The sequence below is a fragment of the Psychrobacter sp. P11G3 genome, assembly GCF_001435845.1.
Lineage (GTDB): Bacteria > Pseudomonadota > Gammaproteobacteria > Pseudomonadales > Moraxellaceae > Psychrobacter.
The window spans coordinates 952506-976917 of sequence record NZ_CM003596.1; the positions used below are offsets into that span (position 1 = coordinate 952506).

Genomic DNA, 24412 nt, shown 5'->3' on the forward strand with positions numbered 1-24412 from the left:
GATATGCACTAGAAGTCTCAACTCAAGAGGCTCACTATGATTTCAGTTATTATCGCCGCGTTTAATGCCGCTGCCACTATTGATCGTTGTATTGGTAGTGTTGACGTTGCAAAAAAGAACCATGAGATTGAATTGATCATTATTGATGATGGTTCTAATGATGAAACTGCTAGGTTATTGCACAAGTGGGAAAGTGATAAGACATGGATTACGGTGCAATATCAAAAAAATGGGGGTGTAGCAGATGCTCGTAATACTGGGCTTGATATCGCAATCGGCGACTACATCGTTTTTATAGATGCGGACGACACTATCGATGATTGGTATTTTGACTTTGTCATTGCACAAACGGTTAATCGGGATATTGAGATGTTGGCGTTTGGTCATAATCGCATAATGTTAGATGGCGATGTGCTCGAGCGCCGTAACATTACAGCAGAATATTCACGGCAAGACATTAAAATGCTACAGCTGAGAGTGACAGAGAATAGAAATATATATTGGTATGTAACTACCAAGGTTTATAGCAAAAGACTGATAGCGGATTTACGGTTTAATTGTGACATAAAACTTGGTGAAGACAGTATTTTTAATATTGAGTGCTTGGGTAAAGCGAACCATTTATCTGTCATACCCGACTGTCCATATAACTACTATGAAAATGCCACTTCGATGACGAGTTTGCAATATAAGCCAGGGCTACTAGAGTCTATTGAAGCAGACTATAACGCTAGAGTCAGGATACATGACTGGTCTATCAGTGCTACTGAGAGGCAAATACTGCTATCAGATTTCGCACGTAGTTATATCGAGCATATGCTGCCATATTTACTCAATAATTTGGCTCATATTCAGATGAGAAAACGCCATGCGGAGTTGATAAAAATACGCCAGTCTTTCGTTTATCAGAACTGTTTGCCACATTACTATCAACGGCACCCAGCACGCGGTATTCGTATTTTGATTTCATGTTTTTCACGACGTTGGTATGTGTTGACATTGGCTTTTTTGCAGCTGTCTTGGTCTAAAGCAAAGGTAAAAAGACATGTTTAATATTGATTTGTTTCCTCAGGCTTTAAAAAGTGACGAAAATGGACAGACTCGTTCTTGTTTGCTGCAACAAACAACCATGGGTGAAAGTGTCACTGAGCAAGAGTTGTGGTTTGCATATCCTATGAATCTACCAATGCCGGAAGATGACGATTGCGACTCTTATTTGTTAGCCACATTGTTGCCTGCGATGCAGCTACGTGCGGCTATTCGAGTTCATGGCAGTGTGTCCCACGAGCTATTAGCCAATCTGACAGAACTACAGTATGTCTGGAGTAAATGGTTGCCAGAGCGTTATTTTTTGATTGATATACAAGTTGATCGTATTAGAGATCAAGACTTACAAGTAGAGAGTGCGATTGCTGCATTTTCTGGTGGCGTGGATGCTCAATTTACCGCTTATCGTCATGCGACAGGCAGAGCAGGATATGCCACGCGAGATATTAAGGCAGGGGTTTTTGTGCATGGCTTTGATATACCCTTAGATGATACAGAAGGTTTTAATAGTGCTGTGGAGATAGCGACCCAAGTACTTTCTGATATTAACGTTGATCTACTGCCCGTTAAGACAAATGTTCGAGCATTATGGTCTATCGATTGGGAGGAATATCACGCGGCTGCCATTGCTTCCGTTCTATGTGGATTGAAACGATATGCAGGAATTGGACTCATCGGTAGTGGCGATTCTTATGATGTATTACTTACTCCATGGGGATCGCATCCCATAACAGATCCATTATTGAGCTGTGGTAATTTTAGAATTATTCATGATGGTGCAGGGTTTCGTCGATCTGAGAAGTTAATCATTCTTTCAAGTTGGTCTATAGGCATACGAAACCTACGTGTCTGCTGGGCTGGCAATAAGCATGATAAAAACTGCGGTCACTGTGAAAAATGTGTACGAACTCGACTGAATCTCTTACTTGCAGGTGTTGATAATCCTGCTTGTTTTGACACCCCGATAGATTCGTCACTTTTCAGGTTCATGGTTCTGAAAAGTGACGCTGTACGCATAGACTGGTCTCTAATTCGTCAAGAAATAATTGAAACGGGCAGGGGTCTTGAGTGGCTTCCGTACATTGAAAAAGTACTCAAACGTAAATCATCTCCAAAATTGAGTGGGTTATTTCCTTTTGGGTCAAAGCGTCGCATGTGGGTAAAAAAGATGTTAATGAGAAATAAATAAGGGAGTGTCAAAATGAATACTACCGCCATAAAAAAGCTCATACCACTTAGACTAAAAAAACACTTAGTTACTTATATGGGCGCGCGAGATTTGCCCTTACCTAGTAGTAATCGATGCTTCATTTTTCTGGCGGCTGACTACGGCAATATTGGTGATATCGCTATCTCTTATGCTCAAAAGCAATACTTGCAACATGTGACGACTGATTATGAAGTTGTTAGTGTTCCTATTAGTCAAACCAGATTGGTGCTTAATTCGATTAAACAACAAATACAACACAGAGATATTGTCACTATTATTGGGGGAGGCAATATGGGTAGCTCGTATCCTGATATTGAGGAGCTGCGCCAATTAGTTATCAATACATTTCCTAAGAATCGCGTTGTATGTTTTCCTCAGACCTTGGATTGGAGTGATTCTGCTAAGTCTAAACGAGCATTGCATCGTATCGTAAACGTCTACGCCAAGCATCCAGATATACACATTTTCGCTAGAGAGTCGATGACAGCGACCAAACTTATCAAGATTTTTGCCGAGTATAGCAATGTCCATGTTGGTCTTGTGCCAGATATCGTTATGAGTGCAAACGCAGCAATACTTGGGACGACAAATGACGTAGAGTCTTCAACTATTCTGCGATGCTTACGAGATGACAAGGAAGCAGCTCTCTCCACTGAACAATACGGTTTTATAGATAAAGCCTTAGCAGATACTGGCTATTATATTGAAAAGACAGATACCCATGCTGGCGGCTCTCAATTGGACGAAGCACATTGCAAAAAATTACTGACTGACAAGCTTAGCCAGTTTCGTGCTGCAAAATTGGTCGTGACTGACCGCCTACATGGCATGATTTTATGTTTACTATCGGGTACACCTTGCTTGGTATTGCCGAACTCCAATCATAAGATAAGGCAAACGCAATCAGACTGGTTACGTAATCATCCAAGACTTGTGTTTTTAGAATTAGATGAGGTTGCTGAGATTTCGAAACATATCGACAAACTGCTATCCCTGTCTCATGGCACCATGACTGAGTCACCCGTTCATATCAATGAATACCATGAGTTAGAAAAATCGGTGGTGATTACATGACTAGCCTAGCAGAGCCATTGGTGAGCATTATCGTGCCAGTATACAACGTCGCGTTATATATCGACGCGTGCTTAGAATCTATCAAGCAGCAAACGTATAAAAATATTGAAATTATTGTCGTTGAAGATTGCTCTACTGATAATTCAAAACAAGCGCTTGCCTTACATCTCACAGATAAGCGTATAAGAGTCATTCAACATAATAAAAACAGCGGTCTTTCTGCTGCTCGCAATACTGGCATTAATTCTGCGATAGGCGACTATATGATGTTTGTTGATTCTGACGACATTGTAGATACTCGCTTAGTGGCAGCTTGTGTAGATTGTGCTCTTACTACCAATGCAGAAGTAGTGACATATGGTTTTGCACCGTTTAGAGAGGGAGCAGCAGAGAATGAACTACCGTATCCAGCTGCTAGCTTGGTATCCGAGACAACCAAGATAGAAGATTCGTATTTCAGCCTACCGCATTTTGCGTGGCTAAAATTTATTAAATCCAGTGTCGTGCAAGCAGCTGCTTTAAGTTTTCCAGTGGGTTTGTATTACGAGGATTGGCCTTTCCATTGGCATCTTGGCTTATCTACTAAGGTTAGATATCAGTTGCCTATTAATTTTTACCTGTATAGACAGCGAGGCACGTCGATTACGGGTTCAACAGATAAAAAGCTATTAGACCTATTTATTATTCATTCACAAGTCATGAGTCTAGTAGAAGACTATCAAGCGGATGACGTTAAAAAAATACTTGCCGATAAGACCAGACAGAGTCATTGGAGCATTCTCACCCGTATAGATAATGAGTATTTAATAAGGGCATTAGCACAAGCTAAAAAAGCAGATAAAGCGCTACGATTAAAAGGTTATCAGAACAATTTGACGTTAAGAAATATAGTGATCAGCAATATAGCACGTATGCCAAGCCAAATCGCGCTACCTATAATGCAGGTGCTTCGTAAAGCACTAGAGAGAGAAACAAGTTTAAAAGGAAGCAAATTGGAAATAGTTAAGAGAAGCAAAGTTGGCTTTATGTTTCTTAAAAGGTAAATGATATGACTATCCGAAGAGTGCTGCACATAGTAGGCAAAATGGATCGTGCTGGGGCAGAGACCATGCTTATGAATTTATATCGTCATATAGATCATCGCCAGATTCAGTTTGATTTTGTCACTTTTACCGACGAGATCGGCGACTATGACGCTGAGATAACAGCGTTGGGAGGTAGAATTATACCAATTTTAGCTAATCATTCATTAACGCGCATGCTCAAACTTAAAAAATTCCTTAAACAGCAGCCTGATTATCGAATCGTTCATGCTCATATGCTATTAAACAATGCTTTTCATCTGTTGGCTGCTAAAGGTGCTGGCGTGCCGCATCGCATTTCGCACTCTCATAGCACCAGTAATGGTAAAACTAATATTATTAAAAAAATATATGAGCAATGGGCATTAATTACCAATCGTACCTTGGCTACTGAGAGAATCAGCTGCGGTGACCATGCTGCAAATTACCTATTTGGTACTACGAAAGATGTGTGGCTATTGCCCAATGCTGTTGATATACAGAAGATGATGACAGTCGCTAACCAATCACGGCATTATATCGATCAGGAGTTTGATGCTAAAAGTCTTGGATATAAAGAATTAAAGATTATCCAAGTTGGTCGTCTCAATGAGGTTAAAAATCATCAGTTTTCTTTAGAAATCGCTGAGCAGCTGAAAAAACGTCAAATCGATTTTACTTTATATATCGTTGGACAAGGTCCATTGGAAGATCAGTTAAGACGACAAGTGAAAGAGCAAGCCCTAGAGGATAATATTAAGTTTTTGGGTATGCGTACTGATATTACTGAGTTAATGGCCAGTGCTGACTGTATGATTATGCCATCCCTGCATGAGGGTTTTCCAGTGGTCTTAGTAGAAAGCCAAACAGTAGGACTTATGGCATTGGTTTCTGATCAAGTATCACCTGAAGTAGACTTGGGACTTGGACTTGTATGTTTTTTACCTATACAGTCAGCCAATGTTTGGGTGGATAGTTTGTTGAGTTTTCAGCCTCCAATATCCAATGAAGCAGAAATAACAAAGGCGCTAAATCTACATGGCTTTAGCGCCGCGACCAATTCGCAGAAGTTAACGCAAATGTATTTGAATATGCGATAAGGCTTTTACTTAATATTCAGCTACTTTATAGAGGGTTAAATGCTTCCTTATCTGTTGGTCCTTAGCCTTGTTGTTTTCTGGATAGTACTGGAGAAAAAATCTCTCAATCGTACGTCTTTTTGGCTGCCTTTAATTACTTTAGCGCTGTTCGCAGGCGGTCGTAGCTATTGGGTCGGTACGGATACTGCAAACTATACCAGAAACTTTAATAACAAATTGAGTCCTGAGTCCTTTAGATTCAATGAAGATGTTGAGTACGGCTACCAGTTATTTGAGTATTCATTACTGCATGTGACAAATAACTATTTTTGGCTACTGATTATCACCAGCTTGGTTATCGTCTATTGCTATTTAAAAATCATCAAAAGATACAGTGTGAACTATTGGCTCTCTGTATTTCTGTTCATTACGCTAGGCGTCTATACCTTTTCATTCAATGGATTGCGTCAAGGAATTGCAATGGCTTTGTTTACGTTGGCCATTCCTTATTTGCTAGAGAAACGGCTTTTTCCTTATCTATTAATATGTGCCATTGCATCATTTTTTCATATCACGGCTTTATTTATCATTCCATTTTATTTCATTGTAAATTTGAGAGTGAAGCCAGCTTATAAAATACTTGCGACGTTTTTCGGGTCGTTATTCGTTAGTAGGTTACTCGTATCTTATATTTCATCTACTAATGATCGATATGAAGATTATGCAAAAGTCTCTGAAGAGTCAGGCGGATTTTTGACACTTGGGTTTTACACAGTGCTCATGCTTCTCATCATTATTGCGAGCTATGTATATAAAATCAGAGACAAGAGCTTTCAACAGCTATTGATGTTTTATGCATCAGGCGTGGTTTTTGTCATACCACTAGCGCTGTTAGGTACTAGTGCTTCAGGCCCGCAAAGAATCATTTCGTATTTTACATGGACTTTGGTTTTGTTACTGCCTGTGGTTTTGAAAAAGATAAATAACATTTATGTCTATATCATCAGTGTATTTATCTTCCTTGCGTATTTCATCTTGACGACATCAAAGTTCAGCGACCTGAGTCCTTATATTATCAATCCTATGTTTGAGGTGTTCTGATGAAAGGTCACGCTTATATCTCAATTGGCATTCCTATCTATAACGCTGAAGCCTATTTGGCGACAGCTATAAAGTCGATATGGGCGCAGACACACGAGCTGTGGGAGCTTATTTTGATAGATGATGGTTCTACAGACAACTCGCTAGCAATAGCCAAACAATTTGAAAAGGTTGATAGCAGAATAAGAGTGATATCTGATGGTTACAACAAGAAACTGCCTGCTCGTCTGAACCAGCTTATTGATGAATCAAAATATGATTACATTGCTCGTATGGATGCTGACGATCTCATTCATCCAGATAGATTAGCTATACAAATAAATTTTCTAGAGAATAATCCCAGTTATGACTTGGTGTCTACTGGCGTAGTATCTATTGATGCTCAAAACAAGGTGTATGGCTGTCGTCATGTAGACGATTTATATGCAGGATTTGAGAGTGTGGAGACTGCATATCCTATTGTCCATGCGTCTATTTTGGCAAAAAAAAGTTGGTATGAGCGTAATAGATACAATGAGAATTATCCAAGGTCTGAAGATTATGACCTGTGGTGTAGAGCCATATCCAAACAGGATTTGCGCTTAGCCGTGCTCCCAGACTTGCTCTATTACTATAGAGAAGAGGGCAATCTGTCATTAGCAAAAATCGTTCGATCTTACAAAGATAGTCTTACGACATATAGTGAATATAAAAAAACCAATATCGTCGACAGTGCTAAGTTAGAAGCAAAAATCGGTGCGGTAAGGTTATTAGACTCGCTAGGGCTCTTGCAAAAGATAGCCAATAAAAGAAACAAAATAACGATGTCCGAAGAACTCCAAGAAAGCCATCAAGCAGTTGTTAATAGTTTGGTTGCTGAATAAATTTATCAATGAAGTAATAATGAGGTGCTTAAATGAAACCAAAAATATGCTTTATTATGACGGACGCCGTTTCTTTTAATGTGTTATATCGCAATCAGCTTGAATATATTAGAGACTCTTCAAACTTTGAGATTACGGTAATCTGTGGCGGCAGTAGGGAGCAGCTAGATATTTTACGTGCACGTAATCTAGGAGAAGTGGTTGATTTAAATTTTCAGCGCAAGCCTTCTGTGCTACAAGATGCCAAGTCATTAGTGCTATTAACTCGTTACCTGTTGACTAGACGATTTGATATTGTGATTTATTTAACACCAAAGGCTTTATTGTTAGGAAGCATAGCCAGCACACTCACTATGCAAAAGAGAAGAGTTGCCTTTAGTGTGGGACGAGCCTATGAGAATTTTTCAGGCCTAAAGAAGCGCGTTTTTCAGGGTCTTGATCAACTTAGCTTTGGTCTTTCTCATGAGGTTCTATTCGTTTCTGATTCTTTAGTAAATGTGTGCTTGTCAGAGAATCTCCTGAAAAAAAATAAGGCACGTGTCATCGATAATGGTTCATTTAACGGTATTGATATTGATGTGCTCAGACCGGTAGAGCAGATGGAAAAACAAAAATTAAGACAACAGTATAGAGTGCCTGTAGACGCTTTTGTAATTTGTGTTGTCGGTAGAATTTGTGAAGACAAAGGCCTAAAAGATATTGGTGAGATATCTGAAAGCCTTAAATCAGAGAATATTCACTTTATGTTCATCGGAGACTTCGAAGATGACATCGGCAAGTCGGTCGTTGATAGAATAATGAGAGAAGGTAAGGGCGTATATATACCAGCCAATCCGAAAGTAGAAGAGGTAATTCAGTGTGCTGATTTGCATCTATTTTTAAGCTACCGAGAGGGTTTTGGGAATGTTGCTATCGAAGCGGCTAGTTGCGGTGTGCCAACGTTTGCCTATGATGTGGTTGGTGTAAAAGATAGTGTAAAACAAGATATCAGCGGTCAAAAGTTCCAGTTAAAAGACACTGTGATCGTGACAGAAGCCATCAAGCAAGCAATCACTGATATCAATTTTAAAGATAAGTATCCTAAAGCAAGAGCTTGGGCGATTCAGAACTTCGAACAAAAAGAACTATGGCAGAGTTATTTGGATTTTTATCTACACCAGACAAATAAGGCCTAACAGATGATAAAACGACTATTTGACATTGTATGTGCAACGACAGCGTTAGCAGTGCTATCTCCTGTCTATGTTGCAACTGCATATAAGGTGAGTAAGAATCTTGGTGCGCCTGTTCTATTTCGTCAGATTCGTCCAGGTCTGTATGGCAAGCCATTTGAGATGGTAAAATTTCGCTCAATGAAGGATGATATAGACGCAGATGGCAACCCTTTAGAAGATGGCGAGCGATTGACATCGTTTGGTAAAGCGCTGCGTAACACCAGCCTTGATGAGTTACCTGAGCTTTGGAATGTCATAAAAGGCGATATGAGTCTAGTGGGCCCGCGACCATTATTAATGGAATATCTGCCCTTATATAATGATGAACAAGCGCGCCGACACAATGTCCGCCCAGGTATTACAGGATATGCTCAAGTCAATGGTCGCAACGCTATTGGGTGGGATGAGAGGTTTGCATTGGATACATGGTATGTGGACAATCAGTCGCTGTGGTTGGATATTAAGATTTTATTTAAAACAGTGAAAAAGGTCATTATCAAAGATGGCATTAGTGCTGAGGGCGAAGCAACTATGAGTAAATTCATGGGCAATAGTATTAATGAAGAAATGCTTTAAAAATACTCTTTGCTGATAACAATACAGTTAATCAAAAGACATTAGGCATCAAAAAAGTCATGATAGATAGTAAGATTAATAACAGAGTGAGCAGTTTATCGTAGAGCGTGACACAACATTAGACATAAGTACCATAGAGGAACATATGCTAAATACCCCTTTTTCACCTTGGCCAAAATTTACGCAACATGAGGCTGACGCTGTCAGTCGAGTGCTACTATCTAATAAAGTCAATTATTGGACAGGCGAAGAATGTCGTCAGTTTGAGCGAGAGTTTGCTGACTGGGTAGGTAGTAAGTACGCAATAGCGTTGGGTAATGGTACCCTAGCATTGGATGTCGCGTTACAAGCACTCGATATAGGTGCAGGTGATGAGGTCATTGTCACACCGCGTACCTTTATCGCTAGTATTTCATCAATCGTTAATGCAGGTGCGACTCCCATCTTTGCAGATGTTGATGAAGCAACTGGTAATATCACTGCTGAAACCATCACCGCTGTACTGAGTGATAAAACCAAAGGTATCGTGTGCGTCCATCTAGCTGGATGGCCATGTGATATGGACAGTATTATGGCACTGGCAGATGAGCGTGACCTATATGTTATTGAAGATTGCGCGCAAGCTCATGGCGCACGATATAAAGGGCGAAGCGTGGGCAGTATTGGTCATGTTGGGGCATGGAGTTTTTGCCAAGATAAAATTATGACCACAGGAGGTGAGGGCGGTATGGTCACCACCGATAGCGAACTGCTATGGCGAAAAATGTGGGCGTATAAGGATCATGGTAAGAGCTATGCGGCAGTCTATGAAACGGAACAATCACCTGGCTACAACTGGCTACATGAAAGCTTTGGCACCAATTGGCGTATGACTGAGATGCAAGGCGTTTTGGGGCGTATTCAACTGGAGAAAATGAGTGAGTGGACAGCCAAACGGACTGCTAATGCGCAAGCCATACTAAAGGCATGTAGTAAATGGGAGTCCAAAGGCTACCTTTGTGTGCCAAGACTAGAACATTTAGCGCAGTTCTCCAATACGAACCATGCTTACTATAAATTATATGTCTATGTGCAGTCCGATAATCTACCTGATGGCTGGACACGTGACCGCATTATTGAAGTAATTAACAATCAAGGTGTGCCTTGCTTCTCTGGATCTGCGTCAGAGGTCTATTTGGAGAAGGCCTTTGATAATACTGGGTTGCGTCCAAGTATTAGATTGCCAATGGCAAAGCAGCTAGGAGAGAGTAGTCTCATGTTTTTGGTGCATCCTACGCTTACGGCGGCTGAAATTGAACTGACAATACAGGCGATCGATAGTGTGTTTGGTTCGATGGACGAATAAGACGATAATTAATGATTATTTTTAAAAATGCATCCCTCAGTCGACGCTATTTTTATTGAAAGCATAAGATACATTTGCCTATATATACTTAATACCGTTTAATTGACTTATTATAAAAAATTACCAGTGTGCTGGCTTTATCTTACGCTAGGATTTTGTAGCGTACACAGGTACAATATTACTCTTAGTCAAAGATTGACGAAGCAAAGGACAGGCATGCAAAGTATTTGCGCGCGCTGTCTTTATTTTTTTATATCGTACCCTCTATTGGAGTTACTATGTCTACTGCCCAAGAATCCGCCACCGTTTTGGACGGCAAAGCACTTGCCAAACAAATAGAACAGGATCTGCGCACGCGCGTAGATACGATTAAGGAAAAGACTGGCCGCACCCCAAGCTTAGCGACGATATTGGTTGGTGACGATCCAGCCTCTGCTACTTATGTTCGTATGAAAGGCAACGCTTGCAAGCGTGTTGGCATGGACTCTATACGCGTTGAGATGCCAAGTGCTACGACCACTGAGCAGCTCATGGCAAAGATAGATGAGCTAAATAGTAATCCAGATGTACACGGCATTTTGCTACAGCATCCTGTTCCTGAGCATATCGATGAGCGTGCTTGTTTTGAGCAGATTGACTTAGCAAAAGACGTTGATGGTGTGACTTGTCTTGGTTTTGGTCGTATGGCGATGCAGCAGTCAGCTTATGGCTCATGCACACCGCAGGGCATTATGCATTTGTTAGAGCATCATGATATCGAGCTATCAGGTAAAGAAGCAGTGGTCGTAGGACGTAGTGCTATCTTAGGTAAGCCAATGGCGATGATGCTATTGAATGCTAACTGTACGGTAACGATCTGCCATTCAAGAACTCAAGATTTGGCAGCGCATATTAAGCGTGCAGATATCGTGGTTGGTGCGGTAGGCGTACCTGAGCTGATTAAAGCGGAGTGGATCAAAGCAGGAGCGGTTGTTGTTGATGCAGGGTTCCATCCAACAGATGATGGCGGTGTTGGTGATATCGAAATGAAAGGCATGGAAAACATTGCTAGCGCCTATACACCAGTACCAGGCGGCGTTGGCCCGATGACTATCAACACGCTTATTCGCCAAACGGTCGATGCTGCTGAAAAATCAGCGGGTTTGAATAAAGGCTAAAAAGATAGTTATACGAATACTGATTGCCGATATATAAGGGGCCTGAGGTAACATAAACTCAGGCTAAATCAACCACATTTCAGTTGATAGGACCTAAACATGGCTAAAAAAAACGTAGGTGTTCATGAGCGACTACAAAGTATTGGTAGAGAGTTTGTCGATGTCTGTCATTACGTTATTTTATTTCTAATCAGTGTAGTGGTAGTTTGGACTGCAGGTAAAGAGTTTATTTATATTGTCCAAAAGGGTTCAGCGGATCTAAAAGACATATTAATGTTATTTATTTACCTTGAGCTACTGGCTATGATAGGTATCTACTTTAAAACCCACCGACTGCCAGTACAGTTTTTGATATTTATTGCCATAACGGCCTTGTCACGACATTTGGTGGTTGATGTGCAGGCTGTTTCAGACTATTTCCATTTATGGCTGCTAGCGACAATTTCCGTGGCCATCATGCTATTAAGCGGCTCTATTGTAATCCTGACTTGGACAGCAAAAACGTTTGGTCGCCCAGAAGACAATCTTGATAAGCAGCATGCAAACCTAACGGTTAAAGCACTATTGCCTGATAATGCTCAAGCGCCTGATAGCCATACTAAGCATCGCCGTGAATAATTAGATAGCAATACAAAAAGATAGCAACATAAAAAAAGAGCGACCAGTGGTTGCTCTTTTTTATGCCTAACGTTTGGCATTACAACCATTTCAATCTTTTAAAGTTATAGTACAGATAGCTACATAAGGCGATAATAATGGCCATAATGATAAGGTAAGAGTACTTCCAATGCAGCTCAGGCATAAAGTCAAAGTTCATGCCATAGATACCAGCGATAGCTGTCGGTACTGCTAAAATACCTGCCCATGCAGCGAGCTTACGCACCACTTCATTCTGACCCATATTGACCATCGCCATATAGGTATTCATCACCACGCTTAGCATTTCATTGAGACCATTAATAGCATCTAGTGAGTGCAACAGGTGATCGTTAACATCGCGAAAGTAAGGCTTAGCGGCTTGAGAAAACCCAGAGACAATCTCACTTTTTTTATGATTGATAAAAAAGCTACAGATGTCTTGCACAGGTAAGATAATGGCACGCATATGTACCAGTTGCGATTTAAGCTCGTAGAGGTTTTTTAGCGTACCTTTATCAAACTCAGAAGTAAATACGTAGCGTTCTTGCTCGCGCAAGTAACGGCCCAATCGATCGGTAATCGGCATATAGTTATCAACGATAAAATCGAGGATAGCATGCAGTACAAAGATAGGGCCCATGCGTAACTTTTCAGGGCGACGATGGCAGTGCTCACGGACAGGTGCATAAGAGTTTGACGGGCCATTGCGAATTGTAATGAGGTAGTTTTTACCCATAAATATCGCAGTAGTACCATAACGAATGACATTGTCTTCTAGCTTAGCCGTACGTAGCACCACAAAGACCATGTCATTATCGTAGTTTTCGACCTTGGCACGTTGATGATCAGCAAAGGCATCTTCAATTGCTAGCTCATGCAGGTCAAAGGCTTCTTTTACTTTAACCATGGTTTCTAAGCTTGGATCATATAGCCCAAGCCAAATAAATTGACCGTTGTTCCCTAGAGTACGACTTACATCATTGAGCGCCACTCTATTAAGGTTCTCACCTGTTTTACGTGAGTAAGCGTAGCAATTGACCACTTCACCTGCACTTGATGAATCAATATCTTCATAGCGTTCAGAGTCAGGATCGTAGACCGTCATGGTCTCAATAGTATCTTCAGTAGTGGCGTCCACATCACCATAAATATAGCTATCATCATCGTCCAAATAGAGATGCTTGTCATTCATATTGGCATAGATATGATTCATATTGGAATCAGGGGCAATATGAGCCGTTTTTTTAATCAATTGATTATTATCATTTTCCATATACTTTCCTGTCATATAATAAAAAACTTCAATAATCCAAATATACTGTGAACGCTGCTAAGGTTTTATCGTGTGCCAATACTATCTATAGGGCATAGCTTTTTAGCGTATCGATATCTACCAATGCCAATAGGCTCTCGTGACACGCTTCTAACTTGATTTGCGGTGCAATATCGAAGTCCAATGCTTCAACCCAACGTAGCGCGCAGATGCACCAGTAGTCACCAGGTTTGAGACCAGGAAAGTTGTATTCAGGTAGTGGGGTAATTAGGTCGTTACCGCGACTGGCAGAGAAGTTTAAAAATTCACTGGTCATCTTGGCGCAGACGGTATGTTGACCGACATCATGGTTGCCAGTATGACAAAAACCATTGCGATAATAGCCAGTAATGGGATCGAAACAACAGCTGGCAAGTGCGGTGCCTAAGACATTGGTTTGGTTGATGGCAGGGTTTGGGTGGTAATCAGATGACATAAGGCTTCCGAGATAAAAATATGTGTTAGTGTATCATGAGTCTGTGCCGAAGACGCTGCCGTAATCACGCTCATTATCTTATGGTTAACAAAAAATAAACCTCTTGGCTATTCGCCCAATATTGAGCCAAATATATCAATGATGACTGTTACATCTGCTAAGCTCATAAGCGGCAATTGAACTGTAATTAGATAGTGATTGTGGCTAATTGTCACTAGGCGAACCTTGAGTGCTATGCTAAACTAAAGCATAAAGTGCCTTGATTATTTGTCGCAATTTTTTAGCGCATAAAGATACTCGTCTTATCATTCTAAATTATACTTATTATTCACCCTTTTGGGGTTACCTGGTTTGTTTATAAATAATTGGGTCAATGATGTTGCGCGTTAAAAATAAACACACACAGCGTCAATACCCGGCAAATCACCCTTTAAGTACCGCATCAGTACCGCGTTTTTGGTAAGCGATACGCCAAACAAGGATTTATTGTGTCTGTTAGTTCTGATTCTGCAAAACCTGACCAGCCAAACTCTACCAATGAAACAGTGTCTCAGCCTGCCGAAAACAGTGCTGCACCCAATCGTATGCCATATTTGAGTAACTTTGGCAGTGATGTTGCCAATAGTTGGCTATTGCCTGATGGGGTGGTTGATGTCCTGTTTGAAGATGCGCATAAGCAAGAAGTGCTTAGACATCAGTTAATCGAGCAGCTTATTACTCATGGTTATCAGCTGGTTTGTCCACCGATGATCGAGTTTACTGAGTCTTTGCTAAGTGATGCATCAGAAGATCTGAAACGTCAAACCTTTAAAATTATCGATCAGTTGACTGGTCGCCTAATGGGCGTGCGCGCTGACATCACCCCGCAGATTTTGCGTATAGATGCGCATCATGGTGGTACGGGTATTGCGCGTTATTGCTACGTTGGTGATGTGATTCATACCTTGCCATCAGGACTGTTTGGCTCTCGTACGCCGCTACAGTTGGGTGCTGAGATATTTGGCTGTGCGTCACTAGCGGCAGATATTGAGCTGATAGACGTGCTATTTACGATGGTAAACAAACTCAATATGAGTGCAGCGCTTCATATCGATTTGGGTCACGTAGCGATATTCAAACGTTTGGCTGAATTGGCTGAATTGTCAGACAGTGATACTGAGCAATTGATGTACTTATATGCCAATAAAAACTTACCAGAGCTCAAGCGTGTTTGTCGCGCTTTGCCAATGGGTGATGATTTTTATGTGTTGGCACGCTTTGGTCACGATATCGCAAACCTATTAGCCAAATTATCAGATGCGGCGCAGCAAGACAGCCAAATCGCAACGGCAATTGATGAGCTACAGCGTTTGAAAAACTATCTACAAGACCAATGGCAGTGCCCAGTCAGTATTGATGTGACTGAGCTATCAGGCTATCACTATCATACTGGCATCGTCTTCAATGGTTATATCAATAGCGAAACGCAGCCACTAGTACGTGGTGGTCGTTTTGATGGTATGCAAAGCCAGACACAAGCGTTACGTGCAGCTACGGGTTTTAGTATGGATGTCAGCCGATTGTTGGCCCATACACAGTTAGATGCGCCAACCGTTGTCTTGGTTGATTTTGCTGCTTTGTCTAATGCAAACACAGATGAGATGCAGACGCTAATGCAACAAGTAGAGAGTCTACGTCAGCAAGGCTATCGCGTCACTATGCCGTTAGATGCACAGGACAGTCCAGATGATGTGACGCATCGTCTGAGCATGGCTGATGACAGTCAGTGGCAGCTACAAACTGTTTGACAGTAGGCTATTGAATGGCGCACGCGGCGCACGTAGCCAAGATTATTCAGTACAGATTACGAGAACGCAAAATTATTCGTTAGATATCTCAGTGTTTCTATTTCATAAATCACTTAGATAAAAAGATATAGCTAAGAAAATCATTTTAATTTTCAGCTTTTATTGCACACACCTCAATACATAAAGGTAAGGATTGATCATGGGTAAGAATGTTGTAGTTTTGGGTAGCCAATGGGGCGACGAAGGTAAGGGTAAAATCGTTGATTTACTTACCGAAAAAGCCTCAGCAGTAGCCCGCTTCCAAGGCGGTCATAATGCTGGTCACACGTTGGTTGTCGATGGCAAAACCACTGTCTTGCATTTGATTCCATCAGGTATCTTGCGTGAAGGCGTCACTTGCTTTATCGGTAATGGCGTGGTGTTAGCACCTGACGCATTACTAAAGGAAATGAAAGAGCTAGAAGACAACAACGTACCAGTACGTGAGCGTTTACGTATCTCTCCTAATTGCCCACTTATCATGCCTTATCACGTGGCACTTGACCAAGCTCGTGAAGCCAAGCGTGGTTCTGGTAAAATCGGTACAACAGGTCGCGGTATCGGTCCTGCATACGAAGACAAAGTAGCACGTCGTGCGATTAAACTTGCTGATTTGTTCCGTGAAGATCTAGAAGAAAAGCTACGTAACCTAATCGAATATCACAACTTCCAACTGACTGAGTATTATAAAGTTGAAGCGATTGATTTTGATGAGACACTTAAGCTTTGTAAAGAGTGGAAAGAAGAGATTAAAGGTATGGTTACTGATGTAACTGAAGACCTAAATCAGTTACGTCTGGCTGGCAAAAACCTAATGTTTGAAGGTGCTCAAGGCACGCTACTTGATATCGACCATGGTACTTATCCGTTTGTAACTAGCTCAAGCGTAACAGCTGGCGGTGTATCAACGGGTACAGGTATCGGTCCATTGTATTTAGACTATGTACTTGGTATCACCAAAGCGTACACTACGCGCGTTGGTAGTGGTCCATTCCCAACTGAATTGTTCGATGATGTTGGTGCTCACTTAGCCAAAGTCGGTCATGAGTTTGGTGCGACCACTGGTCGTGCCCGTCGCTGTGGTTGGTTCGATGCAGAAGCATTACGCCGTGCAGTAGTACTTAACTCTATGTCAGGTATTTGCTTGACCAAGCTTGACGTACTAGATGGTCTTGAAGAATTGCTAATCGGTGTGGGTTATAACCTACCTGAAACTGAGTGTGCAGGCGCGCATGATGCTGAATTCTACGAGTCAGTCACGCCTAAGTACGAAACAATGCAAGGCTGGAGCGAGTCTACGGTTGGTATTACGAACTATGATGAGCTTCCAGAAAACGCTAAAAAATACATCAAGCGTATCGAAGCATTGATTGGTTGCCCAGTTGATATTATCTCAACTGGTCCTGATCGCGAAGAGACTATCGTATTGCGCGATCCGTACGACGCTTAATTTGTACTACAAACTTGATTAAATAGTTTTGAGTATTAATAAAAAACCCCGATGCTGAGCGTTGGGGTTTTTGCTTTTGTTAGAACTTATAGCATTATCAACGACTAATGCACAATAAATTTACTTTTATGCAAGGTATGGTCATAAATTAACCCTATCATTTATGGCCTTAATCATTATAATAGGCAGCAATCCGATGTTGGCGCTTATGGTTATACACTGATATACCATGAGTTGTGTAAAACAGTCCAAGTCAACATTGTGGCTAAAGCTAAAACAACGCATTAATTTTTCATATTTTATTGAATTTATCATTTATTAGGAGCTTCTCATGGCTAACGAACGTACTTTATCTATCATCAAACCTGACGCAGTTGCTGGCAACCACATCGGCGCTATCTATAGCCGTTTTGAACAAGCTGGTCTAAAAATCGTTGCAGCTAAAATGCTACAACTTGATGATGAAAAAGCAGGCGGTTTTTATGCTGAGCACGCTGAGCGTCCATTTTACAATGACCTAAAATCTTTCATGATGTCAGGTCCAGTATTGGTATCAGTATTAGAAGGCGAAAACGCTATCGCTCAACATCGTGAAATCATGGGTGCAACTAACCCAAAAGAAGCTGCTGAAGGCACTATCCGTGCAGACTTCGCTAGCAGCATCGACGAAAACGCAGTACATGGTTCAGATTCAGCTGAATCAGCAGCACGTGAAATCAGCTACTTCTTCAGCGATGATGAAGTTTGTGCACGTACGCGTTAATAGCAGCGGTTATTAATGTCAGCTATTATTTAGCATATTGATTGTTAATAATTGGTTGTGCAAGACGGCTTATATCTTATGGGTATAGGCCGTTTTCGCTATAAATCGTTTTAGCTATTTGCCAACAGGCAACTTCGATTATAATAGCGCAATCTAGATTGAAATTGTCCGACGTTTCCCTCATTATTAGTTTTAACTAGCGTTATCAATCCCTTATCAGCATGTTTTTGTCAATTTAGAAAACTGCGCTCATAGCGGATTGCTCATGCACTCACGTATGTATGGCAAAGCCCATATAAATAATTGCACCGCTTATCTAAGCTCCTGCAAAAAGGTTACCTATTATGTCAACTGTTCAAGCACCTACTCAGCACGTACCTGCTAAGATTACTGATAGCATCAAGCTAGTAGATGAGGCACATGCCAAAACCAATCTATTGGGTATGACGCAAGCGCAACTGGCTGATTACTTCAAGAGTATTGGCGAAAAACCATTCCGCTCAACTCAAGTGATTAAATGGATTTATCAGCATGGCGTGACAGATTTTGAGCAAATGACCAATTTGAGTAAGTCATTACGAGATAAGTTATCGCTTAATGCTTGTGTGGTACCGCCCAAAGTGATTCATCGTCAATATAGTGATGATGGTACGCGTAAATGGGTATTTGAAGTCACCGGCGGCTCGTTGGTTGAGACGGTGCTTATCCCTGCAGATGATAGCAAGTTAAATGGCCGTAAGACATTATGCGTGTCTTCTCAAGTAGGCTGTGCACTAGACTGTAGCTTCTGTAGTACGGGCAAGCAAGGGTTTGAGCGTGACTTAAGTGCGGCTGAAATTATCGGTCAGTTATGGGTCGCTAATGCGTCATATATGACAGATGAAAATGAAAGTTTAGAAAACGTCGACCATAGCCTATGGGAAAATAACGTCACCAACGTGGTGATGATGGGCATGGGTGAGCCGCTATTGAACTATAAACCTGTCGTAGGTTCAATGGAGTTGATGCTAAGCGATCATGCTTATGGACTGTCAAAGCGTCGCGTCACGTTATCGACTTCTGGTGTCGTTCCGAAAATGTATCAGCTAGCACAAGACATCGATGTGGCATTGGCTATTTCACTGCATGCACCAAATGATGAGCTGCGTAACGAGCTGGTACCAATTAATAAAAAATATCCGTTAGAAGAGCTGATTGCAGCGGCAAAAAACTATGTCTATGATGTCAATCCACGTCATAAGAAGCACGTTACGATTGAATATGTGATGCTTGATGGCGTCAATGACAGTAATGAGCATGCCCATCAGTTGGTTGCGTTATTAGAAGGGTTACCAAGTAAGATTAACCTTATTCCGTTCAACCCATTCCCACATGCACCGTATGACAAATCAAGCAACAACCGTATTCATGCGTTTAGTAATATATTGAGCGAAGCAGGTTTTGTTTGTACCATTCGTCAAACCCGTGGTGATGACATCGATGCTGCTTGTGGCCAATTGGTTGGACAAGTGGCGGATCGTACTAGACGCTCAGCCGCATGGCAGCAGAGCATTAAAGATCGTGAAAGTGTTTAGTAGTCTTTGAGAGAATAAGCGTTATATATGACTGGTATAGCGTTTTAGCTGTCTTTTGTCTGTCGCAATGGTAAGAAAATGTAGCAATGACTGTCAAGATTGCAGAACGTGGCAATTAATAACAACTAAATTGTACTTATAGGGGTTAAATCTATTAAACTGAGGCCTCGAAGATCGAACGCATTGAATCCCAGTTTTATGATGGCGGCTATGATGACTTCTAAAAATTCTTGTCAGTTCAAATATCAAAAATCATTTTCTAAATTTTATAAGCAGTCGAGTATTAGTGCTGCCCAAACCGCTTTGCCAAAGCGTGCAGTGCTGTCGGCAGTATTTGGCGTCCTTGTATTAAGTGGCTGTCAGACCACCCCGACTAATGATTTGCTAGGCAACTCTCCTTATCAAACATCTACGCGCGCTAGCAACGATCGAAATTTAGATCAGCAGGAAATCGCCCGTGTACGTACCTCACTTGCCGCGCAATACATCCGAAAAAATGAGCTAGATACCGCGCAGCAGCAGCTCGAAAAAGCCTTTGCTGCCGATAGCCGTTATGCGCCAGCCTATGATATGATGGGCGTTTTGTTGCAGCAAGAAGGCAGCCGTATCAATCTAGCCAAAGCTGATGAGTACTTCAAAAAAGCAATCGCGCTAGATAAAGACTTTGTACAAGCACACAATAATTATGGCGTGTATCTGTCACAGACGAAGCGCTACCGTGAAGCAGCAGAACAGTTTGAGATTGCAGGGGCGTCGCTAGGCTATGAAGGCCGTATTGGCGCGCTAGAAAACCTAGGTCGTACTTATCTACAGTTAGGTGATGATAGTGCCGCTTCAAAAGCATTTTTACGGGCACTTGATGGCAATCGTAATAGCATCATTGCTCATATCGAATTGGTAGATTTGCTGCTCGACCAACAGCGTGTACCTCAGGCACAGAGACTGTATGATGAGACGCTGATATTGGTGCAGGGGCAGGGTATTAGCCCGCGCTTGCTCTTACAAGGTATCAAGCTTGCAGCAGCACAAAATAATATAACAACGCGCCAGCAATTGGCACAGCAGCTTTTATCCGCTTATCCGCTAAGTGATGAAGCAAAACAACTTAAGACTTGGCTTAACAATCCAGAGGCACCATGGAAATGATCACCCCATCATCTAACACTCAATCTAACGCTCAGGGATCATTTGGTGCCGTGTTGCAGCAAGCCCGTAAAAACAAGCAAGTAACTTTAGAAGCAGCGGCGGCTGAGCTGTTCATTCTAAAGCGTCATTTGGAGGCCTTAGAAAGCGAAAACTTCGCTGAGCTACCACAGGCTGCATTTGCTCGTGGTTTTGCGATTAACTATGCCAAATATTTGGGCTTAGATTCAGCAAAAATCGCTAGTAGCTTCGATGCTGCCTATCCTAATGAGCTAAAGGCCAAATCAACCAGCAATATCGATACGCCACTACGCCCAATGGGGACTTTGCAGCGTGATACTCACAACCGCATCCGCTTTAACCCACTATTGATCATAGGCGTTATCGGATTGATTATCTTGGCGGTGTTCCTATTCCGCATGGTGAGTAACGCTAGCAAAGAAAACACACAAGAGCCTGTATCAGCTGTTGAAGACATGTCAGCGATAGAGCAAGCGCAAGGTGCCGCCATCAATAGTGATGCAAGTGGCGTTGGTGCTTCTGGCTCTGCATTGAATCTAGGTGATGCTGCAACGACTGCTACCCTAAACCTTGTATTGACAAGCGACGCTGTGGTTAGTATCACGGATGCTTCTGGAAACAGTCTAATAAATGGCTCTCAGTCTGCAGGTAATTATGACTTGTCAGGTATGCCACCGTTTAATGTGCAGATTGATAATATCGACAATGTTAGCTTGATGCTCAATCAACAACCAGTTGCGTTAGAGACGTATGCAACAGATAAGCAAGCTACTTTTGAATTGGCACCATAGTCAGTTGCATAAGCGCCAAATTTAAATAAAGCACTCATATGTTTGGATGAAGCATCCATGTGTTTGAATAAAGCGAATATGTGTAGGCTGATTTAGCTGGTTTATATTATATGTACAAAGGCCTAGGGCTTTTCTATTTTTGATTCAAGGATTTATGTATGTCAATGCCATCGCCTATTAATCGTCGTCTGACCAAAAAAATCTATGTCGGTGATGTCGCGGTTGGTGGTGATGCACCAATTAGCGTACAGAGCATGACCAACACTGACACCTGTGATGTAGCAGCAACGGTCGCTCAAATCGAGCGTTGTGTCGAAGCAGGTGCAGATTTGATGCGCGTATCAACGCCAACGATGGATACGGTCAAAGCCTTTGGTGAAATTCGCAAACTGGTAAGCGTGCCTTTGATCGCTGACGTGCATTTTGATCATAAAATCGCTTTGGCCGTTGCTGAAGCGGGCGCTGACTGCTTACGTATCAATCCCGGTAACATTGGTAGCGATGCCAAAGTACGTGAAGTGGTCGCTTGTGCCAAGTATCATAATATTCCTATTCGTATTGGCGTCAACGCTGGCTCTTTAGAAAAAGACATACAGCGTAAGTATACTGAGCCAACTGGCGAGGCAATGCTTGAATCGGCAATGCGCCATATCGACATTTTAGAGCGTCTTAATTTTGACCAGTACAAAGTATCTGTCAAAGCCAGTAACGTGTTTTTGACACTGGATGCTTATCGTTTAATATCAGCGCAAATTGATAATCCATTACATTTGGGCGTGACGGAAGCGGGTGTCTACCGTACGGGCGCTGTTAAATCTGCTATTGCGCTAGGTGGATTATTGCTAGATGGTATTGGCGATACCATTCGTATCTCATTGGCCGCCGAGCCTGAAGAAGAGATTAAGATTGGTTTTGATATCTTAAAATCGCTTAATATTCGTTCGAATGGCGTAAACTTTATCGCCTGTCCAAGCTGCTCGCGTCAAGAGTTTGATGTAATTAAAGTAATGACAGCGTTAGAGTCGCGCTTAGAAGATATTCGTGAACCGATGAATTTATCCGTGATCGGCTGCAAGGTGAATGGTCCAGGAGAGGCAAAAGAGGCCGATATCGGTATCGTTGGTGCTGCCCCTAGATCACTGGTGTATCGTATGGGTGAAAAAAGCCACCTTATCGATACAGGCAATTTGGTTGATGAAATAGAAGGTATGGTTCGCGCCCATGCAGAAGACTTGGCAAAAAAACGTGAAAATGAAATCATTCGCGTAAAATAAGTCATAGAATAGATTGATACGTTAGGCCATATCGTCACAGTGTCAATCACATATAGCGCTTATTTGAGTGCATAGAAAACAATAATAGAATACCTGTTAAACATTTAAGGATACGACCGTACCATGATCAAAGCTATCAAAGGTTTTAATGATATTTTGCCTGACCAATCAGCAAAGTGGTTGCATTTAGAAGCGATATTGGCTGATGTGCTTGGTAGGTACGGTTACGAGCATATTCGCTTGCCAATCGTTGAACAAACGGATCTGTTTGCCCGTGCTATTGGCGGCGCGACTGACATCGTCGAAAAAGAAATGTACAGCTTTACTGATAAATCTGAGCCGCCAACGCCGTTAGCGCTACGTCCTGAAGGCACAGCTGGAGCAGTACGCGCAGTTATCGAGCACAACTTGCTACGTGGGGACACGCCTAAGCTTTGGTACATCGGTCCGATGTTCCGCTACGAGCGTCCGCAAAAAGGCCGCTATCGTCAGTTTCATCAGTTAGGTGTCGAGAGCTTCGGTAGTGCACTACCAGATGCTGATGCTGAACTGATTGCGATGACTCATCTGATGTGGCAAGAGCTAGGTCTTAACAATGAGATGCGTTTGCAACTAAACAGTTTGGGTGAGCTGGATGAGCGTTATGCTTATCGCGAAGCATTGGTTACTTATTTGACTGATAAAAAAGACCAGCTAGACGAAGACAGCAAACGTCGTTTAACGACTAACCCTTTACGTATCTTAGATAGCAAAGAAGCGAGTACGCAAGCAGTATTGGCAGATGCGCCAAAGCTTGCTGACTTCTTGGGTGAAGAGAGTGTGGCGCATTTTGAGCAAGTCAAAGCCTATCTGACTGCACTTAATATTGATTTTGAAATCAATCCGCACTTAGTACGTGGCCTTGATTATTACAATAAAACGGTATTTGAATGGGTAACGGACAAGCTTGGAAGCCAAGCTACTGTGTGTGCGGGTGGTCGTTATGACGGGCTAGTAGGGCAGTTAAAATCAATCGGTACAGATGGTAGTAAACCAGTAAAATCTGAGCCTGGTGTTGGTTTTGCAATGGGGCTTGAGCGTCTATTATTACTGATAGAAGCGGTAGCGCCGATTGCTGACATACCTGCTTGTGATGTATTCGTTGTGGCCCATCCTGAGGTATATAGTGCTGGTATAAGCTATGCACAGAACTTACGTCACAGTCGTCCAGATGTACGAGTAAAGATGGCCAGTGCCACGAGTCTAAAAGCGCAAATGAAGAAGGCAGACAAGTCAGGCGCGGCATTGACAGTCATCATCGCCCAGCAAGAGCTGGATGATCATACGATTAGTATTAAAGACATGCAGACAGGTGAGCAAAAGACGGTCGCCCAAGATTGGTTATCAAATAAAGATAACTTTTCTCGTGGCTAGTCAATTTTTGACTAATCAGCTTTGTTTGTCGCACCAGCAATTT

At 42.0% G+C, this 24412-nt stretch carries 22 protein-coding genes; 20 read left to right on the forward strand and 2 right to left on the reverse strand.

Going from position 1 to position 24412, the window contains the following annotated elements:
- The first annotated feature begins 36 nt into the window (after positions 1–36).
- The 12 genes from AK824_RS03995 to AK824_RS04050 all read left to right on the forward strand — a co-directional run bounded on the left by AK824_RS03995 (position 37) and on the right by AK824_RS04050 (position 12345).
- Complete coding sequence (locus tag AK824_RS03995; protein ID WP_057759000.1) at positions 37–1053, forward strand: glycosyltransferase family 2 protein; 1017 nt, start codon at positions 37–39, stop codon at positions 1051–1053.
- Positions 1046–2236 carry a hypothetical protein gene (locus AK824_RS04000; protein ID WP_057759002.1) on the forward strand — a complete coding sequence of 397 codons (1191 nt, stop codon included), beginning with the start codon at positions 1046–1048 and terminating at the stop codon, positions 2234–2236. Before AK824_RS03995 ends, AK824_RS04000 begins: the two co-directional genes overlap by 8 nt.
- A 12-nt stretch (positions 2237–2248) precedes the next feature.
- Positions 2249–3331 (forward strand): polysaccharide pyruvyl transferase family protein, encoded by a 1083-nt coding sequence (locus AK824_RS04005; RefSeq protein WP_057759004.1) that lies wholly within the window; start codon positions 2249–2251, stop codon positions 3329–3331.
- Positions 3328–4374, forward strand: coding sequence for a glycosyltransferase family 2 protein (locus AK824_RS04010; RefSeq protein ID WP_057759006.1), 1047 nt, complete (start codon positions 3328–3330; stop codon positions 4372–4374). The genes AK824_RS04005 and AK824_RS04010 overlap by 4 nt, the downstream gene beginning before the upstream one ends.
- A gap of 5 nt (positions 4375–4379) precedes the next feature.
- Positions 4380–5492: a glycosyltransferase gene (locus AK824_RS04015; RefSeq protein WP_227511200.1), complete on the forward strand. Its 1113-nt coding sequence runs from the start codon at positions 4380–4382 to the stop codon at positions 5490–5492.
- A 39-nt stretch (positions 5493–5531) separates the two neighbouring features.
- Positions 5532–6572, forward strand: coding sequence for an EpsG family protein (locus AK824_RS04020; protein ID WP_057759008.1), 1041 nt, complete (start codon positions 5532–5534; stop codon positions 6570–6572).
- A complete protein-coding gene (locus AK824_RS04025; protein WP_057759010.1) occupies positions 6572–7435 on the forward strand; it encodes a glycosyltransferase family 2 protein in 864 nt (287 codons plus the stop codon). The genes AK824_RS04020 and AK824_RS04025 overlap by 1 nt, the downstream gene beginning before the upstream one ends.
- Before the next feature lie 32 nt (positions 7436–7467).
- Complete coding sequence (locus tag AK824_RS04030; protein WP_057759012.1) at positions 7468–8610, forward strand: glycosyltransferase; 1143 nt, start codon at positions 7468–7470, stop codon at positions 8608–8610.
- Between the two features lie 3 nt (positions 8611–8613).
- Positions 8614–9225 (forward strand): sugar transferase, encoded by a 612-nt coding sequence (locus tag AK824_RS04035; protein ID WP_057759014.1) that lies wholly within the window; start codon positions 8614–8616, stop codon positions 9223–9225.
- A 145-nt stretch (positions 9226–9370) separates the two neighbouring features.
- Positions 9371–10570: a DegT/DnrJ/EryC1/StrS family aminotransferase gene (locus AK824_RS04040; protein ID WP_057759016.1), complete on the forward strand. Its 1200-nt coding sequence runs from the start codon at positions 9371–9373 to the stop codon at positions 10568–10570.
- 278 nt (positions 10571–10848) lie between these two features.
- Positions 10849–11727, forward strand: a complete 879-nt coding sequence (gene folD, locus AK824_RS04045; protein ID WP_057759018.1) for a bifunctional methylenetetrahydrofolate dehydrogenase/methenyltetrahydrofolate cyclohydrolase FolD — start codon at positions 10849–10851, stop codon at positions 11725–11727.
- 99 nt (positions 11728–11826) lie between these two features.
- On the forward strand, positions 11827–12345 hold the full coding sequence (locus tag AK824_RS04050; protein WP_057759021.1) for a phosphate-starvation-inducible protein PsiE: 519 nt from the start codon (positions 11827–11829) through the stop codon (positions 12343–12345).
- A gap of 79 nt (positions 12346–12424) precedes the next feature.
- Here AK824_RS04050 and corA read toward each other — a convergent pair whose 3' ends face one another.
- Both corA and AK824_RS04060 read right to left on the reverse strand, forming a co-directional pair.
- On the reverse strand, positions 12425–13579 hold the full coding sequence (corA, locus tag AK824_RS04055; RefSeq protein WP_413772214.1) for a magnesium/cobalt transporter CorA: 1155 nt from the start codon (positions 13577–13579) through the stop codon (positions 12425–12427).
- Positions 13580–13724: 145 nt separating this feature from the next.
- The gene (locus AK824_RS04060; RefSeq protein ID WP_057759025.1) at positions 13725–14114 is read right to left on the reverse strand and encodes a DUF2237 family protein; all 390 of its coding nucleotides are present in this window, start codon (positions 14112–14114) and stop codon (positions 13725–13727) included.
- A gap of 488 nt (positions 14115–14602) precedes the next feature.
- Between AK824_RS04060 and AK824_RS04065 the strand changes: the two genes are divergently transcribed.
- From AK824_RS04065 to hisS, 8 genes are all read left to right on the forward strand, one after another.
- On the forward strand, positions 14603–15901 hold the full coding sequence (locus AK824_RS04065) for an ATP phosphoribosyltransferase regulatory subunit (protein ID WP_057759027.1): 1299 nt from the start codon (positions 14603–14605) through the stop codon (positions 15899–15901).
- Positions 15902–16100: 199 nt separating this feature from the next.
- Positions 16101–17390, forward strand: a complete 1290-nt coding sequence (locus AK824_RS04070; RefSeq protein ID WP_057759029.1) for an adenylosuccinate synthase — start codon at positions 16101–16103, stop codon at positions 17388–17390.
- Positions 17391–17721: 331 nt separating this feature from the next.
- Positions 17722–18153: a nucleoside-diphosphate kinase gene (gene ndk / locus AK824_RS04075; protein ID WP_057759031.1), complete on the forward strand. Its 432-nt coding sequence runs from the start codon at positions 17722–17724 to the stop codon at positions 18151–18153.
- 344 nt (positions 18154–18497) lie between these two features.
- Positions 18498–19727: a dual-specificity RNA methyltransferase RlmN gene (gene rlmN, locus AK824_RS04080; RefSeq protein ID WP_057759033.1), complete on the forward strand. Its 1230-nt coding sequence runs from the start codon at positions 18498–18500 to the stop codon at positions 19725–19727.
- 210 nt (positions 19728–19937) lie between these two features.
- Positions 19938–20873, forward strand: a complete 936-nt coding sequence (pilW, locus tag AK824_RS04085; RefSeq protein WP_227511201.1) for a type IV pilus biogenesis/stability protein PilW — start codon at positions 19938–19940, stop codon at positions 20871–20873.
- A complete protein-coding gene (locus AK824_RS04090) occupies positions 20870–21682 on the forward strand; it encodes a helix-turn-helix domain-containing protein (protein ID WP_057759037.1) in 813 nt (270 codons plus the stop codon). The genes pilW and AK824_RS04090 overlap by 4 nt, the downstream gene beginning before the upstream one ends.
- Positions 21683–21840: 158 nt before the next feature.
- Entirely contained in the window at positions 21841–22956 is a 1116-nt protein-coding gene (gene ispG, locus AK824_RS04095) for a flavodoxin-dependent (E)-4-hydroxy-3-methylbut-2-enyl-diphosphate synthase (RefSeq protein ID WP_057759039.1), read from the forward strand.
- Positions 22957–23079: 123 nt separating this feature from the next.
- Positions 23080–24369 (forward strand): histidine--tRNA ligase, encoded by a 1290-nt coding sequence (gene hisS, locus AK824_RS04100; RefSeq protein WP_057759041.1) that lies wholly within the window; start codon positions 23080–23082, stop codon positions 24367–24369.
- Positions 24370–24412 lie beyond the last annotated feature (43 nt).

Excerpts from the sequence above, each read along its gene's own strand:
- AK824_RS03995 (WP_057759000.1), top strand. The coding sequence starts at position 37 with ATGATTTCAGTTATTATCGCCGCGTTTAATGCCGCTGCCACTATTGAT.
- AK824_RS04000 (WP_057759002.1), top strand. The coding sequence starts at position 1,046 with ATGTTTAATATTGATTTGTTTCCTCAGGCTTTAAAAAGTGACGAAAAT.
- AK824_RS04005 (WP_057759004.1), top strand. The coding sequence starts at position 2,249 with ATGAATACTACCGCCATAAAAAAGCTCATACCACTTAGACTAAAAAAA.
- AK824_RS04010 (WP_057759006.1), top strand. The coding sequence starts at position 3,328 with ATGACTAGCCTAGCAGAGCCATTGGTGAGCATTATCGTGCCAGTATAC.
- AK824_RS04015 (WP_227511200.1), top strand. The coding sequence starts at position 4,380 with ATGACTATCCGAAGAGTGCTGCACATAGTAGGCAAAATGGATCGTGCT.
- AK824_RS04020 (WP_057759008.1), top strand. The coding sequence starts at position 5,532 with ATGCTTCCTTATCTGTTGGTCCTTAGCCTTGTTGTTTTCTGGATAGTA.
- AK824_RS04025 (WP_057759010.1), top strand. The coding sequence starts at position 6,572 with ATGAAAGGTCACGCTTATATCTCAATTGGCATTCCTATCTATAACGCT.
- AK824_RS04030 (WP_057759012.1), top strand. The coding sequence starts at position 7,468 with ATGAAACCAAAAATATGCTTTATTATGACGGACGCCGTTTCTTTTAAT.
- AK824_RS04035 (WP_057759014.1), top strand. The coding sequence starts at position 8,614 with ATGATAAAACGACTATTTGACATTGTATGTGCAACGACAGCGTTAGCA.
- AK824_RS04040 (WP_057759016.1), top strand. The coding sequence starts at position 9,371 with ATGCTAAATACCCCTTTTTCACCTTGGCCAAAATTTACGCAACATGAG.
- folD (WP_057759018.1), top strand. The coding sequence starts at position 10,849 with ATGTCTACTGCCCAAGAATCCGCCACCGTTTTGGACGGCAAAGCACTT.
- AK824_RS04050 (WP_057759021.1), top strand. The coding sequence starts at position 11,827 with ATGGCTAAAAAAAACGTAGGTGTTCATGAGCGACTACAAAGTATTGGT.
- corA (WP_413772214.1), bottom strand. The coding sequence starts at position 13,579 with ATGAATCATATCTATGCCAATATGAATGACAAGCATCTCTATTTGGAC.
- AK824_RS04060 (WP_057759025.1), bottom strand. The coding sequence starts at position 14,114 with ATGTCATCTGATTACCACCCAAACCCTGCCATCAACCAAACCAATGTC.
- AK824_RS04070 (WP_057759029.1), top strand. The coding sequence starts at position 16,101 with ATGGGTAAGAATGTTGTAGTTTTGGGTAGCCAATGGGGCGACGAAGGT.
- ndk (WP_057759031.1), top strand. The coding sequence starts at position 17,722 with ATGGCTAACGAACGTACTTTATCTATCATCAAACCTGACGCAGTTGCT.
- rlmN (WP_057759033.1), top strand. The coding sequence starts at position 18,498 with ATGTCAACTGTTCAAGCACCTACTCAGCACGTACCTGCTAAGATTACT.
- pilW (WP_227511201.1), top strand. The coding sequence starts at position 19,938 with ATGATGACTTCTAAAAATTCTTGTCAGTTCAAATATCAAAAATCATTT.
- AK824_RS04090 (WP_057759037.1), top strand. The coding sequence starts at position 20,870 with ATGATCACCCCATCATCTAACACTCAATCTAACGCTCAGGGATCATTT.
- ispG (WP_057759039.1), top strand. The coding sequence starts at position 21,841 with ATGTCAATGCCATCGCCTATTAATCGTCGTCTGACCAAAAAAATCTAT.
- hisS (WP_057759041.1), top strand. The coding sequence starts at position 23,080 with ATGATCAAAGCTATCAAAGGTTTTAATGATATTTTGCCTGACCAATCA.